11 protein-coding genes are annotated in these 15,442 nt (G+C 65.5%); 6 read left to right on the forward strand and 5 right to left on the reverse strand.

The features are described from left to right. Positions 1 to 119: 119 nt before the first annotated feature. Together pyk and NLM15_RS06275 are read right to left on the reverse strand one after the other, a co-directional pair. Positions 120 to 1,556, reverse strand: a complete 1,437-nt coding sequence (pyk, locus tag NLM15_RS06270; protein WP_254116166.1) for a pyruvate kinase — start codon at positions 1,554 to 1,556, stop codon at positions 120 to 122. Further along, a complete protein-coding gene (locus tag NLM15_RS06275) occupies positions 1,553 to 2,152 on the reverse strand; it encodes a DUF1036 domain-containing protein (protein ID WP_254116167.1) in 600 nt (199 codons plus the stop codon). The genes pyk and NLM15_RS06275 overlap by 4 nt, the downstream gene beginning before the upstream one ends. 180 nt (positions 2,153 to 2,332) lie before the next feature. Between NLM15_RS06275 and NLM15_RS06280 the strand changes: the two genes are divergently transcribed. The 3 genes from NLM15_RS06280 to NLM15_RS06290 all read left to right on the forward strand — a co-directional run bounded on the left by NLM15_RS06280 (position 2,333) and on the right by NLM15_RS06290 (position 3,698). Beyond that, positions 2,333 to 2,644 (forward strand): DUF1244 domain-containing protein, encoded by a 312-nt coding sequence (locus tag NLM15_RS06280; protein WP_254116168.1) that lies wholly within the window; start codon positions 2,333 to 2,335, stop codon positions 2,642 to 2,644. Between the two features lie 202 nt (positions 2,645 to 2,846). After that, positions 2,847 to 3,119, forward strand: coding sequence for a DUF2312 domain-containing protein (locus tag NLM15_RS06285; protein WP_014492426.1), 273 nt, complete (start codon positions 2,847 to 2,849; stop codon positions 3,117 to 3,119). 153 nt (positions 3,120 to 3,272) lie between these two features. Further along, complete coding sequence (locus NLM15_RS06290) at positions 3,273 to 3,698, forward strand: DUF1801 domain-containing protein (RefSeq protein WP_254116169.1); 426 nt, start codon at positions 3,273 to 3,275, stop codon at positions 3,696 to 3,698. 129 nt (positions 3,699 to 3,827) lie between these two features. On the opposite strand, the gene NLM15_RS06295 is transcribed toward NLM15_RS06290, so the two are convergent. The 3 genes from NLM15_RS06295 to NLM15_RS06305 all read right to left on the reverse strand — a co-directional run bounded on the left by NLM15_RS06295 (position 3,828) and on the right by NLM15_RS06305 (position 9,780). Then, positions 3,828 to 5,444 carry a DUF882 domain-containing protein gene (locus NLM15_RS06295; RefSeq protein WP_254116170.1) on the reverse strand — a complete coding sequence of 539 codons (1,617 nt, stop codon included), beginning with the start codon at positions 5,442 to 5,444 and terminating at the stop codon, positions 3,828 to 3,830. Positions 5,445 to 5,716: 272 nt separating this feature from the next. Next, entirely contained in the window at positions 5,717 to 7,924 is a 2,208-nt protein-coding gene (locus tag NLM15_RS06300) for a murein L,D-transpeptidase (protein ID WP_254116171.1), read from the reverse strand. 359 nt (positions 7,925 to 8,283) lie between these two features. Next, positions 8,284 to 9,780, reverse strand: coding sequence for a sigma-54 dependent transcriptional regulator (locus NLM15_RS06305; protein WP_254116172.1), 1,497 nt, complete (start codon positions 9,778 to 9,780; stop codon positions 8,284 to 8,286). A 127-nt stretch (positions 9,781 to 9,907) separates the two neighbouring features. Here NLM15_RS06305 and NLM15_RS06310 point away from each other — a divergent pair, with 127 nt between their 5' ends. The 3 genes from NLM15_RS06310 to NLM15_RS06320 all read left to right on the forward strand — a co-directional run bounded on the left by NLM15_RS06310 (position 9,908) and on the right by NLM15_RS06320 (position 15,402). Beyond that, positions 9,908 to 11,905, forward strand: a complete 1,998-nt coding sequence (locus NLM15_RS06310; RefSeq protein WP_254116173.1) for a M3 family oligoendopeptidase — start codon at positions 9,908 to 9,910, stop codon at positions 11,903 to 11,905. 225 nt (positions 11,906 to 12,130) lie between these two features. Beyond that, positions 12,131 to 15,118, forward strand: a complete 2,988-nt coding sequence (locus NLM15_RS06315) for a cell division protein (protein WP_254116174.1) — start codon at positions 12,131 to 12,133, stop codon at positions 15,116 to 15,118. 131 nt (positions 15,119 to 15,249) lie between these two features. After that, on the forward strand, positions 15,250 to 15,402 hold the full coding sequence (locus NLM15_RS06320; protein ID WP_008136857.1) for an aa3-type cytochrome c oxidase subunit IV: 153 nt from the start codon (positions 15,250 to 15,252) through the stop codon (positions 15,400 to 15,402). The last annotated feature ends 40 nt before the right edge of the window (positions 15,403 to 15,442 follow it).

The raw sequence follows: 15,442 nt of genomic DNA on the forward strand, positions 1-15,442 counted from the left end.
CGCGCTCAAATCATTGCCTGAGCGCGTCTTTTCGAGAAACCCGCGCACATTCGCCGGACCAGCCGGCTACTGTGCATGGGGTTGTTTTCGACATTTTTGTTTTGGCGCGCGCCGGCGACCTAGATATTCGCGTCGCCCTCGGGGCCGACCGAGGCGATACGCACCATGTTGGTGGTGCCGGGGATGCCGAGCGGCACGCCGGCGACGATGATGACGCGCTGGCCGGCGCGGACGAAACCGTCCCGGAACGCGATCTGGCCGGCGCGGCTCACCATGTCGTCCTGGTCGCGGGCGTCGTCGGCCACCACGCAGTGCACGCCCCATACGACGGCGAGCCGGCGTCCGGCGGTGATGTTCGGCGTGATCGCCACGATCGGCGGCTTCGGTCGCTCGCGCGCCACGCGCACGGCGGTCGAGCCCGAGCTGGTCCAGCAGATCAGCGCCGGCAGGTCGAGCGTTTCGGCGATCTGCCGCGCGGCGTCCGCGATGGCATCGCCCGCAGTCGATTCCGGCGAGGGGCGCTGGGCAGCGACCACGGAGCGATAGGTCGGGTCGCGCTCGACCTCCTCGCCGATGCGGTTCATGGTCGAGACCGCCTCGACCGGGAATTTGCCGGCCGCCGATTCGGCCGACAGCATGATGGCGTCGGCGCCCTCATAGACGGCAGTGGCGACGTCGGAGACTTCAGCCCGGGTCGGCACCGGCGACTGGATCATCGATTCCAGCATCTGGGTCGCGATCACCACCGGCTTGCCGGCGCGGCGCGCCATGCGCGTCATCTGCTTCTGGAGGCTCGGCACGCGCTCCAGCGGCAGCTCGACGCCGAGGTCGCCGCGCGCCACCATCAGCGCGTCGGAGGCGTCGATGATGTCGGCGAGGCGGTCGATCGCCTGCGGCTTCTCGATCTTGGCCATCACCGCGGCGCGGCCGCGGATCATCTTCTTGGCCTCGATCACGTCGTCGGCGCGCTGCACGAAGGACAGCGCGATCCAGTCGACGCCGGTCACCAGCGCGGCCTCGAGATCGGCGCGGTCCTTCGGCGTCATCGCCGAGACCGGCAAATCGGTGTCGGGCAGGCTGACGCCCTTGCGGTCGGACATCCGGCCGCCGACCACGACACGCGTCACCGCGTGCTCTTTCGAGGTCTCCTCCGCGATCAGTCGCACCTTGCCGTCGTCGAGCAGCAGCGAATGGCCGGGCCGTAGCGCGGCCAGGATCTCCGGATGCGGGAGGTTGACGCGCGTGGCATCGCCCGGCGTCTTGTCGGAATCGAGCGTGAAGGTCTGGCCGTTCTGAAGCTGCACCGCCCCTTCCGCGAACGCGCCGAGCCTGAGCTTCGGGCCCTGGAGATCGACCAGGATGCCGATCGGCCGGCCATAGCTGCTCTCGACGTTGCGGATGGTCGCGACCAGCTCCCGCATCTTGTCATGCGGGGTGTGGCTCATGTTGATGCGGAACAGGTCTGCGCCGGCCTCGAACAGGCGGCGGATCATCGCGAGGTCCGAAGAGGCGGGTCCCAGGGTCGCGAGAATCTTGATACGGCGAAGACGCCTCATGGCTTATTTCCAGACGGTGGCGGAGGGGCTGGCGCGAGGCCAGGCGCGGCGGGGGGCGTACCACCGGGCGGACTATTGGGCAAACCCGGAACGCCACCACCCGGGCCCACCGGGCCCGGCAGGCCGGGTACGCGCTGCTGCTGCGACGGCTGCTCGTTGGCGTCGGTGAGTTGCACGGTCCAGGCCCGCTGCTCGCCGGTGTCGACCTCGAAATAGCCGGTCCGGTCATAGCCGCGCGCGAGGCAATCCTCGGTGCCGCGGATGGTGAATTCCTTGTCGCGCGAGCACATGAAGGCCTGGCCCGACCATTCGCCGCCGCGGTCGTAGTCGATCGCGTAGATGTAATAGTAGCGGGCGACCAGCGTTCCCCGCAGCAGGGTCTCGCAGGAGCGGGATGAGATGTTCCACCAGCCCTCGGTGGTCCAGCCCTCGGCGTCCTTGTAGCCCAAGGCAATGCCAACCCGGCTCGAAGTGTTGTTGCAGAGGCGGAAATCGGCAGCCGCCGGCTTGGCCCAGAGGCATAGCAGGGCAACCACCAGCACCGGGACCAACCGGGCGAGCAGGCGAAGGGGGGAACGGGGAGATTCGGCGATCATTGTCGCGGAAGCTATATCAGATCATTGACGATTTGGCGTAGGGCCGGGGAACGGGCCCCCGGGCCTGGTTCAGAGGCCGTTTGCGCCGCGATCTGGCAAAATCTGTGACAGGGCCCACCTGATCCCGTAAGGGTGACCCCCATCGGGGGCAGAGCCAATTCAGGCCCAAGGGATCCAGCCATGGCAATCGACGACAAAACCAGAACGGAGCTCGAGGCCGCCGCTTTCCGGCGCCTGGTCGATCATCTGAAGACGCGGACGGATGTCCAGAACATCGATCTGATGAATCTGGCCGGCTTCTGCCGCAACTGCCTGTCGAATTGGCTCAAGGACGCCGCCGACGCGCAAGGCGTCGCGCTGAGCAAGGACGAGAGCCGCGAGGCCGTCTACGGCATGCCCTACGAGACCTGGAAGTCGAAATACCAGGGTACGGCCACGCCCGAGCAGATCGAGGCGATGAAGAAGGTCCACCCCCACGGGCACGGGCACTGACAGGCCTGTTCGCTTCCTGCGACGCACTGAGTCGCACCACACAACAGCTTTCTTGGCCCCGCCGCAGGAAGGTGTGGGCGCGCTGTGGACGAGCGCGATGCTTGCTTGAACGCGGGGGACGCCAACCCTAAGGGTCTACCCAGCACGCGCGGTGAGGATGCCGGCGTCACCTCGTTTTGCCAGTTCCATTGGGAGTACCAAGATGGCCACCTCCGCCGCCGTCCGCGACGACGAGCCCGCGACGAAATTTGCCAAGGACCAGCTCAAGTCCATCATCGAGCGCATCGAACGGCTGGAGGAAGAGAAGAAAGCGATCTCCGACGACATCCGCGACGTCTATGCCGAGAGCAAGGGCAATGGCTACGACGTCAAGGCGCTGCGCACCATCGTGCGCATGCGCAAGCAGGACCCGAACGAGCGCGCCGAGGCCGAGACGATCCTCGAAACCTATATGCAGGCACTGGGGATGCTGTGAGGCGTTCGCGCCTCCAGCACTGCTGCCGTAGCCCGGATGGAGCGTAGCGAAATCCGGGTTCGTGCAGCACAGGAAGCATTTCCCGGATTGCGCTTCGCTTCATCCGGGCTACAAGCGTGGCGTGTTGCACTTCGTCTGTGAACGGAGACCGCCGTGACCGCGCCGCCGCTGCCGCGCGAGGTCGACCGTGCCTTTGGCGCCCTTCCGGCGCCGATCGGCAAGCGGCTGTTTCAGGTGCGCGAGCTGATCTTCGTGACCGCTGCGGCGCATGAGGATGTCGGCCAACTCACCGAGACGCTGAAGTGGGGCGAGCCGGCCTACCTGACCGATGAGACCGGCAGTGGCTCGACGATCCGGCTCGGGCGCCTCAAGGACTCCGAGCACGCCGCCATTCTGTTCAACTGCAAGACGACGCTGGTCGACACCTTTCGCGAGCGCTTTCCGGATCAATTCGAGTACCGGCAGACGCGGGCGTTGCTGTTGCCGGTGGCGGGCAAGCTGCCGAAGCGGGAGCTATCGGTCTGCTTGTCGCTGGCGCTGACGTATCATCTGGACCGGCGGGGCAGGAAAGCGCGGTAGGGCGCACTTTGTAGCCCGGATGAGCGAAGCGACATCCGGGATGTCTCGGCGCGCGCGGCTGTCCCGGATATCGCTTCGCTCATCCGGGCTACGAGGCTGAATGCTTGGAAATGGCGAGGGCTACCGGCCTCAGCGCAGCGCCGCGGTGCGCATCACGAACGACGTCGTCTGGAGCTTCGCGGTCGCGCTGCCTGAGAAGCTGTCGCAGGACAGGCCCTGCATCGGATCGTCGGCAAAGCCCATTGCGATCACGGCTTGCGGCTTGACGAAATAGCCGCGCAGGGCAGCCGTATCGAGCTCGCCCATCAACGTCACCGACATCGCGCGGCTGGCGCTCGGGGACAGCATCACGATCTTGAGCCAGATGCTCTCGCTCTTGGCGGCGGAGAGCCGGGTGGCGGTGGCGACCATGCCGTCGATGCTCTTGCCGACAACGGTGTTGATCTCGGTCGCGGGCGCGGAGCTGCGCGCCGACGTGGGACGGCTGGAGCGCGGCAACGGCGCGGAGGCGGCGACGACGTTGGCACGGTCGACCGGGGAGGCGGCCGGCGCATAGGCCAGTGCCTGAAAGGCAGCACTCGTGACGCTCGCGGTCGGCTGCGGGTCGGTCGCGGCGGCGAGCGCCTGGCGGGCTTTCAGCGCGGCGACCTGAGCCGGCGTCGCCTGCTGCGGTGCGGCCGGGACATCATCCCAGAAGCCGCGGGCATTGATGATGTCGGCCGGGGTCTCGGGCTTGCCGGCGGCCGGCTTGTCAGCCACGGGCGCGGGCTTTGGCTTGGGCGGCGCAACGAGCTGCGCATCGGCCGAGGCGAGCTGAATCGTGGCGGCAATGGACGGCTTGGCGCGCGGCGTCGGCACCGGTTCGGCGGGCTTGGCTGCGGCGGCGACCACGGTCGGCGTAACGGGCTTGGCGGCCGGCGCGGGCGCGCCCTCGTCATCCTCGTCGCTGCTGCTGGCGGCCGGAGCCGACTTGCCCTTGAACAGGGCGGCAAAGAAATTCGGCTTGCTGCCGGCGTCGTCACCGCTGCCGCGGCGCTCGATGTCGGCCTTGGCGAGCTCATAGCCCTTCAGCGGCGTGCCATCGGTCGGAACGTGGACCGTGCGGCCGTCCGGGAACACGCGGGCGAGCTGGTCATGCGTCATGCGCGGCCAGTGCCGGATGCTGCCGGTGTCGAGATGCACGAAAGGCGAACCGGAGGTCGGATAGAAGCCGACGCCGCCGCGCTGGAGGCGCAGGCCGGCGAAACGGATCTGCTCCAGCGGCACGCCCGGGATGTAGAAGTCCATCGCATGCCCCAGCATGTGCTGGCTGAAGCGCGCCACGCCGGAGGAACGGCGGCGGAGCATGGCGTTGGTGGCGGGGGAGCGATAGGAGGAGATGATCTGGATCGGCTGCTTGCCGTCGACGTCGCGGTAGACTTCCCAGAGGATGTCGAAGAGGTGACGGTCCATGACCGTCTCGTCCTGGGTGCGCCAATCGCGCAGGAAGTGGTTGAGCTGCTTCAGCGCGGCTTCGTCGTAGCGCCCATCGCGCTTGAAGGTGACGGTGAGGTCTTCGCCGGAATGGGTGTGGTGGAAGGAGAGGGTCTTGGTCTCGTTCAGCGCGGCGGCGTTATGGACCGAGCCTGCGGCAGCAAGCAGCAATACGGAAGCAAGGCCGATCCGGGATCCGGCCTTCACTCCCGCATGGGACAACGACAGCACAGAGAATTGGCGTGCAAGACCAGTCAGCACGTTTGAGCCCACCCAGTCGACGAGCGTTCAAATGGACTCTCCCGCCAACCCCGTTAGCGCGCGAAAGAGGGTGAACGCTTTCTTAAAGCGAGAAGGTTAATTCGAGGTTGACCTTCCCGCCCCCAAAACCAAGTCAGGCTACAATCCTAAACGGTTTAGTGTGGCAAAAAAACGCCCGCTGCCCGAGGTCGGGTGGAGAATGGTTAACGTTAAACGACCCCATCCAGAGGATGGGGTCGTTGATTTTATTGTAGAATTTCAGGAAACGAGGCGCCGATCCGGGCTCAGCGGGTAAACACCCGCTGCGGCCGACGGCCGACCGGAGCCGGCGGCGGGGTCGGGGCGCCGAACAGCCGTTCGAAGAAGTTCGGGCCGGACGAGCCGAAGCCGCCGCCATTGTTGGCCACCGCCACGCCCGAGGGCAGCGTCGTCGCCGGGCGCGAATAGCTCGGCTGGGAGTGCGCGACGACGTTCTCGAGGTCCTTGCCGCGGCCGTTCTTCAGGATGTTGATCATGGTCGCGTCGCGGCCATAGACGTCCTTGCGGAATTGCAGCTTGCCGCCGTCATCCACGAACGCGGTCTGGTAGGTGATGTTGACCGGGATCGGGGTGGGGAATTTCAGATCGATCTCGCTCTTGCCGTACATGCTGCGCACGCGCTCCGGCGTGTACTTCTCGTTCGGCATGGCGATGTTGAGCAGGACGGAGGCGTACTGATCCGGGTTCTGCACGCGCATGCAGCCGTGGCTGAAGGCGCGATCTTCCCGGGCGAACAGGTTCTTGTCCGGCGTGTCGTGCTGATAGACCAGGAATTTGTTCGGGAAGTTGAAGCGGATGCGGCCGAGCGCGTTGGCTTCACCGGGCGGCTGCGAGATGTGCACCGAGCCGTCGCGGTTCTGCTCGAGCTTGAGGCCCATGCGCTGGAGCACGGTCGGGTCCTGCTGAAGTGCCGGCAGGTACTCGTTGTAGACGATCGACGGCGGCACGTTCCAGGTCGGATTCACCGTGATGTACTTCATCGTCTCGGTGAGCAGCGGGGTCGCATGCGTGCCCGGCTTGCCGGTGACGACGCGGGTGGTCCAGACCTGCTGGCCGCGCTGCATGACCTTCAGCGTGTAGTCGGGAATGTTGAGGATGACATAGGCATCGCCCAGCGAGGGGACGCCGAGGTCGCGCGGCAGCCAGCGCCAGCGCTCCATGTTCACCAGCACGGTGTCGATCTGCTTGTCGCGCTTCGGCGTGTTGATCGCCCTGACCGTCTTGTCGTCGAGGACGCCGGTCGGCTTCATCTCGACGCTGTTCTGGAATTTGCGCACGGCTTCGGCGACGGTGGCGTCATAGCGGGTGTCGCTGGCGTTCTCGGTGAGGCCGAGCTTGGCGCGGAGCTGCGGCACGCGCGGATCGTCGACGACGATTTCAGCCTGCTTCTTGCCGGCCGGGGTGTACTTCAGCGCCGGACCGTCGCCGATCTCGATCACCGGGCCGTTGCCCAGGCCGCGGAGCTCCGCGAGCTTGGCCTTCAGCTCCTTGTAGAGCTTCTGCGGCGGGTTGTAGCTGTCGAGCGCAGCGGAGGCGTCGGTCGCGGTCGTGATCTTGGCGAGCACCTCGCTCGGATCGACCGGGTGCTCGGGATAGAGGATGTCGCCGCTGACCTGCGACCAGTGCATGCGGCCGCTCTGGGCCTGGCGCGCATAGTCGAACATGCTGGCGGTGAGCTTCAGCTCGGCATCGGCGAGCGTATCGGGCGTCGTGGCGGCGGCGAAATCCGGCACCGGATAGTCGGCGGGATTGAGACCGTCGGAGGCCGCATCCTTCAGCCGCGCGATCACGCCCTTGGCCGCGGACGTGAGGCTGCCGCCCTGGGTCCAGACCGGCGCGAAGTCGCGCGCACCGTAAAACTTCTCGATCGCCGCACGCTCGTTCTTGCGGTCGAAATGGCGCGAGGTCTTGGCGCCGATGATGTCCTTGAGCTTGTCGGCGACCGGCTGGTCGGCGGCGGGAACGTTGCTGGCGGCCTTGACCGGCTCGGCGGCAGGAATTGCTGCAGCGGCGGGTGCCGCAGGCGCGGCCGGCGTTACCGTCGCAGTGTCGGCCTTGGCTGGTTCGGATTTGGCGGGCTCGGTCTTCGCAGGCTCGGTCTTGGCGGTTTCGCTCTTCGGCGCCTCGGGGGCGGGCGTCGTGGCGACGTCGGAAGGCTTGGTCTCGACCTTGTCCGGGGCCGGGACAGCTTCAGCCTTCACGGGGTCCTTGGCCGGCTCCTTCGCGGAATCCTGAACCGTGGCGGTGGTGTCGAGCTTGATGTCGGATGCGGTCGGGGGCGGGACGTTTGCGGGCTCGGGGCGCGGGATCGCGGCTTCGATCGCGAGCTCGGCGGCGCTGCTGCGCGCCTGATCCTGCGCCAGCGCAGCGCTGGCCGATACCGTGAGGAAGGTCGCCGCGACCGTCATCAAGACGCGGTCAAAGCCTGCACGGTGGTTCAAACAGTCACGCATTTCGCACCCCTCGGGTGAACTGTCCCTCGTGGAACAGCTTCGTTATCGCCTAATTGAGCTTCGGCTAAACTGCGCCGGCCTCTCGAAAGTTGCACGCCTGCACGCAACGATTCCTACGCAGACGAATCTTACGCGGACGATATACAGGCCCCGATTTTGCAGCCAGCGCTACCCGGGACAACTCACGACAAACTGACTTCAAGGACGCCCGTTTGCAACGGATTGTGCGGCTTTGCCACGCGCTTTTCCCTGTGTCTGTCACTTCCAAGTCACGGTTCACGCCGCGGCCGAATTTTGCCGTAATGCGAAGGGCTTGCGGCCTCATCGCAGCGCCACGCGAACCTCCGTTCGCATGAGGCTCAGTGCGTCTCCTCACCGCTTTTTCCGCCATGTCCGGGAACCCCGGCTTCGTCGAGTTTGCGGTAGAGGGTGGACCGGCCGATTTTGAGGCGGCGGGCGACTTCGGACATCTGGCCCCGATAATGCGAGATCGCGAAACGGATGATCTCGTTCTCCATGTCCTCCAGCGGGCGGACGTCGCCGGTGGAGGTCAGCATGGACAGGGTACCCGCCTGGGGCAGCGGCGCGATCGGTATTTCACCACCCGATACCACCGAGGGCGCGGCCATCGGCTCCAGCATCAGCGGGGCGGTCGGGATGTCGGTCTCGGCAGGCAGCTGCGAGGTGAGCAGGGGGAAGTCGGCAAGGTCAAGCCGGTCGCCGTCGCTCATCACCACGGCGCGGTAGACCGCGTTTTCGAGCTGGCGGATGTTGCCGGGCCAGTCGAGCTGGGTGAGATGCGCCACGGCCTCGCCGCTGATCCCGGTGATGGGGCGGTTCTCCTCGGCGGCGAAGCGCGCCAGGAAATGCCGGAGCAGATGCGGGATGTCCTCGCGACGGGCGCGCAGCGACGGGATCGTCAGCGGCAGCACGTGGAGGCGATAGAACAGGTCTTCCCGGAAGTGTCCCTGCTTCACCCGCTCCAGCAGCTTGCGGTTGGTTGCCGAGACGATCCGGACATCGACCTTCACGGGCTTGCGGCCGCCGACCGCCTCGACCGCACCTTCCTGGAGCGCGCGCAGCAGCTTGACCTGCGCGGTCAGCGGCAGCTCGCTGACCTCGTCCAGGAACAGCGTGCCGCCATGGGCCTCGACGAACTTGCCGGTGTGGCGTTCGGTGGCGCCGGTGAAGGCGCCCTTCTCGTGACCGAACAGGATGGACTCGACGAGGTTGTCGGGGATCGCACCGCAATTGACCGCGACGAACGGCTTGGCCTTGCGCTCGCCGCTGCCATGGATGGCGCGCGCGAACATCTCCTTGCCGACGCCGGACTCGCCCTCGATCAACACAGGGATCGACGAACCCGCGGCCTTCTGCGCGGCGCGCATCACGCCGGCCATCGCCTCGGCGCGGGTGATGATGTCGGAGAATGTCAGCCGGCCCTCGCGGCTGTGACGGATGCGCTGCAATTCGCCCTTGAGCGCGGAGGCATTGAGCGCGTTGCGCAACGAGACCTGAAGCCGCTCCAGGCCGACCGGCTTGACGACGAAATCGGCCGCGCCCGCGCGCATCGCCGAGATCACGTTGTCGATGCCGCCATGGGCGGTCTGCACGATGACGGGGACGCCGAGGCCAGCCTCGCGGATTTTCGCCAACACGCCCATGCCGTCGAGGCCGGGCATCACGAGATCGAGGATGACGCCGTCGACCGCCGGTGCATCGGGGGCGGTGAGGGCGGCGATCGCAGCGTCGCCGGAGTCCACGACGACCGTTTCATAGCCGCATTTCTGCACCATGTTCTCGACCAGCCGGCGGGCTACAGCGTCGTCGTCGGCGATCAAAATACAGGCAGCCATGGTGTTCCCCGCACGCTACTACTATCTGTCTCGAATCGGGGCACTCTGGCCGAAGCCGATTAACGCACTCTTAAACCTTGATGCCCCCGCCCGCCGTCGCGCTTGTTGAACACAGGTTTCCCACACAATGATTTCGCGCTCCAAGCCCGCTCTCAAGAAGTCCGCTCTCAAGAAGTCCGCTCTCAAAACGTCTGCACCCAAGAAGCCCGCTTCCAGCAAGCCCGCTCTCCGCAAGCTGAGCACCAAGACATCCGCCGCCAAGGCCAAATCCTCCAAGCCTGCATCCGCCAAACGTTCGATCGCCAAGCCTTCGGTCGCCAAGCCTTCGATCGCGAAGCCTGCGAGCAAGACCGGCAAGCTTCCGGAGTGGAACCTCGCCGATCTCTATTCCGGGATCGATGCGCCGGAAGTGGCACGCGATCTCGAAAAGATGGATGCCGATTGCGTCGCGTTCGAGACGGACTACAAGGGCAAGCTCGCGACAGGGACAGCAAATGAAGATGGCGGAAAATGGCTCGCCGGCGCCGTGCGACGCTATGAGGCGATCGACGATCTCGCCGGACGTCTCGGCTCCTATGCCGGCCTGGTCCATGCCGGCGACAGCGTGGACCCTGCGATTTCAAAGTTTTACGGCGATGTCTCGGAGCGCCTGACGGCGGCGTCCACGCATCTGCTGTTCTTCGCGCTCGAGCTCAACCGCGTCGATGACGATATCTTGAACCGCGCGATGCGAGCCGCCGAGCTCGCGCATTACCGTCCCTGGATCGAGGATCTGCGCAAGGAGAAGCCGTATCAGCTCGACGACAAGCTCGAGCAGCTCTTCCTGGAGAAGTCGCAGACCGGCTATTCCGCCTTCAACCGGCTGTTCGACCAGACCATCTCGGGCCTGCGCTTCAAGGTCGGGCCTAAGGAGCTCGCGATCGAGCCGACGCTCAATCTGTTGCAGGACCGCGACGGCGCCAAGCGCAAGAGCGCCGCCGAGGCGCTGGCGAAAACCTTCAAGGCCAATGAGCGCACCTTCGCGCTGATCACCAACACGCTCGCCAAGGACAAGGACATCTCCGACCGCTGGCGCGGCTTTCAGGATGTCGCGGATTCCCGCCATCTCAACAACCGGGTCGAACGCGAGGTCGTGGATGCGCTGGTCGCCTCGGTGCGTGCGGCCTATCCGAAGCTGTCGCATCGCTATTATGCGTTGAAGGCGAAATGGTTCGGCAAGAAGCGGCTGGCCTATTGGGACCGCAACGCGCCGCTGCCGTTCGCCGCGACCGACGTCATCGGCTGGCCCGACGCGCGCAGCATGGTGCTGACGGCCTATCGCGGCTTCTCGCCTGAGATGGCCGATATCGCCGAGCGCTTCTTCACCGACCGCTGGATCGACGCGCCGGTGCGTCCAGGCAAGGCGCCGGGCGCCTTCTCGCATCCGACCACGCCGTCGGCGCACCCTTATGTGTTGATGAACTACCAGGGCAAGCCGCGCGACGTGATGACGCTCGCGCACGAGCTCGGCCATGGCGTGCACCAGGTGCTGGCGGCCAAGAACGGCGCGCTGATGGCGCCCACGCCGCTGACGCTGGCGGAGACCGCGAGCGTGTTCGGCGAGATGCTGACTTTCCGGCGGCTGCTGGCGCAGACCAAGAGCGCCAAGCAGCGCCAGGCGCTGCTCGCCGGCAAGGTCGAGGACATGATCAACACCGTGGTGCGGCAGATCGCGTTCTATTCGTTCGAGCGCGCGGTCCATACCGAGCGCAAGAACGGCGAGCTCACCGCGACGCGGCTCGGCGAAATCTGGCTGTCGGTGCAGGGCGAGAGCCTGGGGCCGGCGATCGAGATCAAGGCGGGCTACGAGAACTACTGGATGTACATCCCGCACTTCATCCACTCGCCGTTCTATGTCTACGCCTATGCCTTCGGCGATTGCCTCGTGAACTCGCTCTATGCCGTCTACGAGAACGCGGCCGAGGGGTTTGCCGAGCGCTATCTCGACATGCTCGCCGCCGGCGGCACCAAGCATTATTCCGAGCTGCTGCGGCCGTTCGGGCTCGATGCCAAGGATCCCAAGTTCTGGGACGGCGGCCTCTCGGTCATCGCCGGGATGATCGACGAGCTCGAGGCGATGGGCTGAGGCGAAGCGCGAGTTCCTTGCCGGTGCGCGGAATGCGGGTGCCGCAAGCATTTGCGGCCGCGAGTTCCATTGCTGCGCGCCGGGCGACCTTCGCGGCGGAGGCCGGCGTCCTGCTACGTGGGATTGAACGTTCGCGCAGCCCGCAAGACTAACTCAACAGATACTCGGGAAATGATTTTCTATCATTGATTGTGGATTGATCGGTTTCTGCCTGGGGAGGCACCCATGCTCGATCAAAGCCCCGCCGCGCCGGCCCCGATGGCGAGAAATGCTGCCGCCGTCGATCAGGAAACGCCCTGGTGCGAGAAGCACCATCAGATCGTCCGCGATGAAATCGAGGCGATCAACACGCGGCGCGAGCCGGAACGGCGCCTCGATGCCGATGGCCTGCAACCCTGCCAGTTGCTCGACGTCGTCGGGCTTGCGTTGTCCGGCGGTGGCATTCGCTCGTCGGCCGTTTGCCTCGGTGTGCTCCAGGCACTGAACCACCACAATTTGATCGGCCGGATCGACTATCTCTCCACGGTGTCGGGCGGCGGCTATATCGGCACCTCTCTCAGTGCCACCATGACGACGGCACGGCGCTTTGTCTTCGGCGAAAGGCCCGCCGGCGGAAGCGTCACGGCCGCCGAGATCAGCGATACGCCGTCGGTCGGACATCTGCGCAACTATTCCAACTATCTGATCCCTGCCGGTGCCCGCGATCTTCTGACCGGCGTCGCAATCGTCGTGCGGGGACTGGTCGCCAATATCGGGTTGACGTTGCCCATCGTGCTGCTGCTTGCCGCCGTCACCATCTGGTCGACGCCGCTGCGGAGCTGCCTGACGGATGCGAACATCTTCGGCGTCAGTCTCAACAACAGGACGTTGTGCGAGCTGCACGATTTCAGCGACATCGACCGTTACGGTTTCAGCACCTTCGGCCTGGCGATCGCGCTGGTGATGTTCCTTTGCAGTGGGCTGGCCTATCTCGCCTCCCGCTCCGTCCGCGGCAGCGGTCCCAGCGTCGTGTTCGCCTACATTGGCGGGATTGCGTTGTTGCTGGGCGTGGCGTGCGACTTCGCGCGGTTTCTCAAGGTCCAGCATCTTGCGCTGTCCCTGGCGATCGCGATCATCGGGGGCTTTCTGTTCTTCGGCTGGGCCCTCAAGCAGTCGCTCGCAAGTCCCGGAAAGCGGCAGGAATTCCGTTCGCATTGGCCGAGCATGGGCGCGACCTTCCTGGTGCTGCTGGCGGTGATTGCGTTCTTCGAGTTTCAGCCCTTCATGCTGGGGCAGATGTTCGATGTCGCCGAGAGCAGCGCGATCGGTGGACCGGCGGCTGCGGTTGCGATCACCTGGATCAAGTCGCTCGCGGCGGTGGCTGCGCCTATCGGTGTCTTCGTCACCGCGTTCAGGCAGCAATTCGTGGAATTGTTGAAGGGCAACAGCGCTTCCTCGCAATGGGGTTCGCTGGTGCTCGCGGTCGTCGCCAAGGTCGCGCTATGGATCGCTGGCCTTGCGCTTCCGCTCGTCATCTGGGTCGCATACCTCTATCTGTCGTATTGGGGCATCGCCAACGATCTGTTCGAGAGGTGCCCGTCGACCCTGGGCGCGATCTCGCAAAGAGAGTGCCTGGCCAGCGCCAAGTCGAACGCTCCGTCCGGCAACCTGGCAGGCAGGCTGCAATTCGATGCCGGCAAGGGAACCCTGTCAGCCGAGATCATGCCGACGGCCGCGCCGCCGGTCGTGGCCGATGCCGAGCGGCTGACGCCGACCTGGCATGCTCCCGCGTGGCTCGAATTTCTGGCCCAGAAGGCGGGACATGTGGTTCAGGCCCGCTTTCCCGACCTTTTCCAGGGCAAGGCGTCGGAACTTGGCTACTCCTACAGTCTTCACATGGTGATCCTGTACACGTTCGCCGGCGTCGTGCTGTTCGCCATCTCGTTCTGCCTGACGCCGAATGCGAACTCGTTGCATCGGCTCTATCGCGATCGCCTGAGCAAGGCCTTCCTGTTCGATCCGACGCGTTCGGCCGACGGGCGCGTCGCGCCCGCCGAAGCCAGTCTCGACCAGGGGCGCGATTTCAAGGCGCTCGATCGCATGAAGCTGACCGATCTCTACGCGGCTCCGGCCGCGATGGCCCGGATTCCAGGGCAGCCGGCGACGCCGAAACTGCACGCGCCCTATCAGCTCATCAATACGGCGCTGAACATTCAAGGCTCCGACTTTGCCAACCGGCGCGGGCGCAACGCGGACTTCTTCGTGTTCTCCGCCCTGAACGTCGGCAGCGAGGCGACGGGCTATGCGCCCACGGCGTTGGTGCAGGACGACGAGCAGAGTCTCGACCTCGCCACCGCAATGGCGATCTCCGGAGCTGCGGCCTCCTCGAACATGGGGTCGAGCTCGATCAAGGCGCTGACGCCCACGCTGGCGCTGCTCAACGTCCGGCTTGGCTATTGGCTGAAGAACCCGCGTTACGTCGACGAGCGCGTACGGCCGCAGCGCCGCTCCACGCCGCTCTATTTCTGGTCGGAGATCTCGGGGCGCCTGTACGAGAACAGCGACAGCGTCTATCTCACGGACGGCGGCCATATCGAGAATCTCGGCGTCTACGAGCTGTTGCGCCGTCGCTGCAAGGTGATCATCGCGGTCGATGCGGAAGCCGATGCGCCGATGAATTTCGGTTCCCTGATGACGTTGCAGCGTTACGCCCGCATCGATCTCGGCGTCCGGATCGACCTGCCATGGACGCCGATTCGCGAGCGCACGCGTGCGCTGATGGCGCGCAATGCCGACAAGGCGGGCGATCCCGGCGCGGCCGACGAACATGACGAGACTGCGCGGGACCTCGTCCACGTCGCAATCGGCACCATCGACTATGGCGGCGACGAGCAGGGTTACCTCGTCTATGTCAAATCGTCGCTCAATGGCGACGAGAACGACTACATCCGGGACTACGCGCGGCGAAACGACCGCTTCCCGCACGAGACCACGGGCGACCAGTTCTTCTCGGAAGAGCAGTTCGAGGTCTACCGCGCACTGGGCTTCCACATGGCTCACGGCTTCCTGTCCGGTGACAATCCGGTCGCAGTCGGGTGCGGTGTCGATCCGCATATGGCCCGATTCACCGAAGCGGGCGAGCCGGCGATCGACGCGGTGCGAGAGGCGCTCGGTCTTCCGGTACGTCAGCGGCAGGCCGCGAGCGCGACAGCAGCGACGATCGATCAGGGCTGAGCGGCGGTATCCCGGCAATCGGAATTCCAAATCGGCTGATTTGCGGGAAAACCCAGCATCCCTGCCGTTGCCCTGCCCGAAGGTTTGCGGTATCCCAGCCCAAGATTTAGACTTTCGACTGGGGACAATACATGGCTGACCATAGCGAAGTGGCGTACACCACCGCAGACGGCAACGACTACGTTGCCCACGAGCAGACCTATGAGGGCTTCATCAAGCTGGTGAAGTACGGCACGGCCTCGGTCGCGCTCATCGTGATTCTGATGGCGATCTTCCTGACCTGACCTATCGGCAGCTGCACACGTCAGCGGCAGCTGCTGCCCA

Origin of the sequence: Bradyrhizobium sp. CCGB20, assembly GCF_024199855.1 — a bacterium.
GTDB lineage: Bacteria > Pseudomonadota > Alphaproteobacteria > Rhizobiales > Xanthobacteraceae > Bradyrhizobium.

What these genes read in the sequence shown, in the direction of transcription:
- pyk (WP_254116166.1), bottom strand. Translation starts at nt 1,556, where the DNA reads ATGAGGCGTCTTCGCCGTATCAAGATTCTCGCGACCCTGGGACCCGCC.
- NLM15_RS06275 (WP_254116167.1), bottom strand. Translation starts at nt 2,152, where the DNA reads ATGATCGCCGAATCTCCCCGTTCCCCCCTTCGCCTGCTCGCCCGGTTG.
- NLM15_RS06280 (WP_254116168.1), top strand. Translation starts at nt 2,333, where the DNA reads ATGGCAATCGACGACAAAACCAGAACGGAGCTCGAGGCCGCCGCTTTC.
- NLM15_RS06285 (WP_014492426.1), top strand. Translation starts at nt 2,847, where the DNA reads ATGGCCACCTCCGCCGCCGTCCGCGACGACGAGCCCGCGACGAAATTT.
- NLM15_RS06300 (WP_254116171.1), bottom strand. Translation starts at nt 7,924, where the DNA reads ATGCGTGACTGTTTGAACCACCGTGCAGGCTTTGACCGCGTCTTGATG.
- NLM15_RS06305 (WP_254116172.1), bottom strand. Translation starts at nt 9,780, where the DNA reads ATGGCTGCCTGTATTTTGATCGCCGACGACGACGCTGTAGCCCGCCGG.
- NLM15_RS06310 (WP_254116173.1), top strand. Translation starts at nt 9,908, where the DNA reads ATGATTTCGCGCTCCAAGCCCGCTCTCAAGAAGTCCGCTCTCAAGAAG.
- NLM15_RS06315 (WP_254116174.1), top strand. Translation starts at nt 12,131, where the DNA reads ATGCTCGATCAAAGCCCCGCCGCGCCGGCCCCGATGGCGAGAAATGCT.
- NLM15_RS06320 (WP_008136857.1), top strand. Translation starts at nt 15,250, where the DNA reads ATGGCTGACCATAGCGAAGTGGCGTACACCACCGCAGACGGCAACGAC.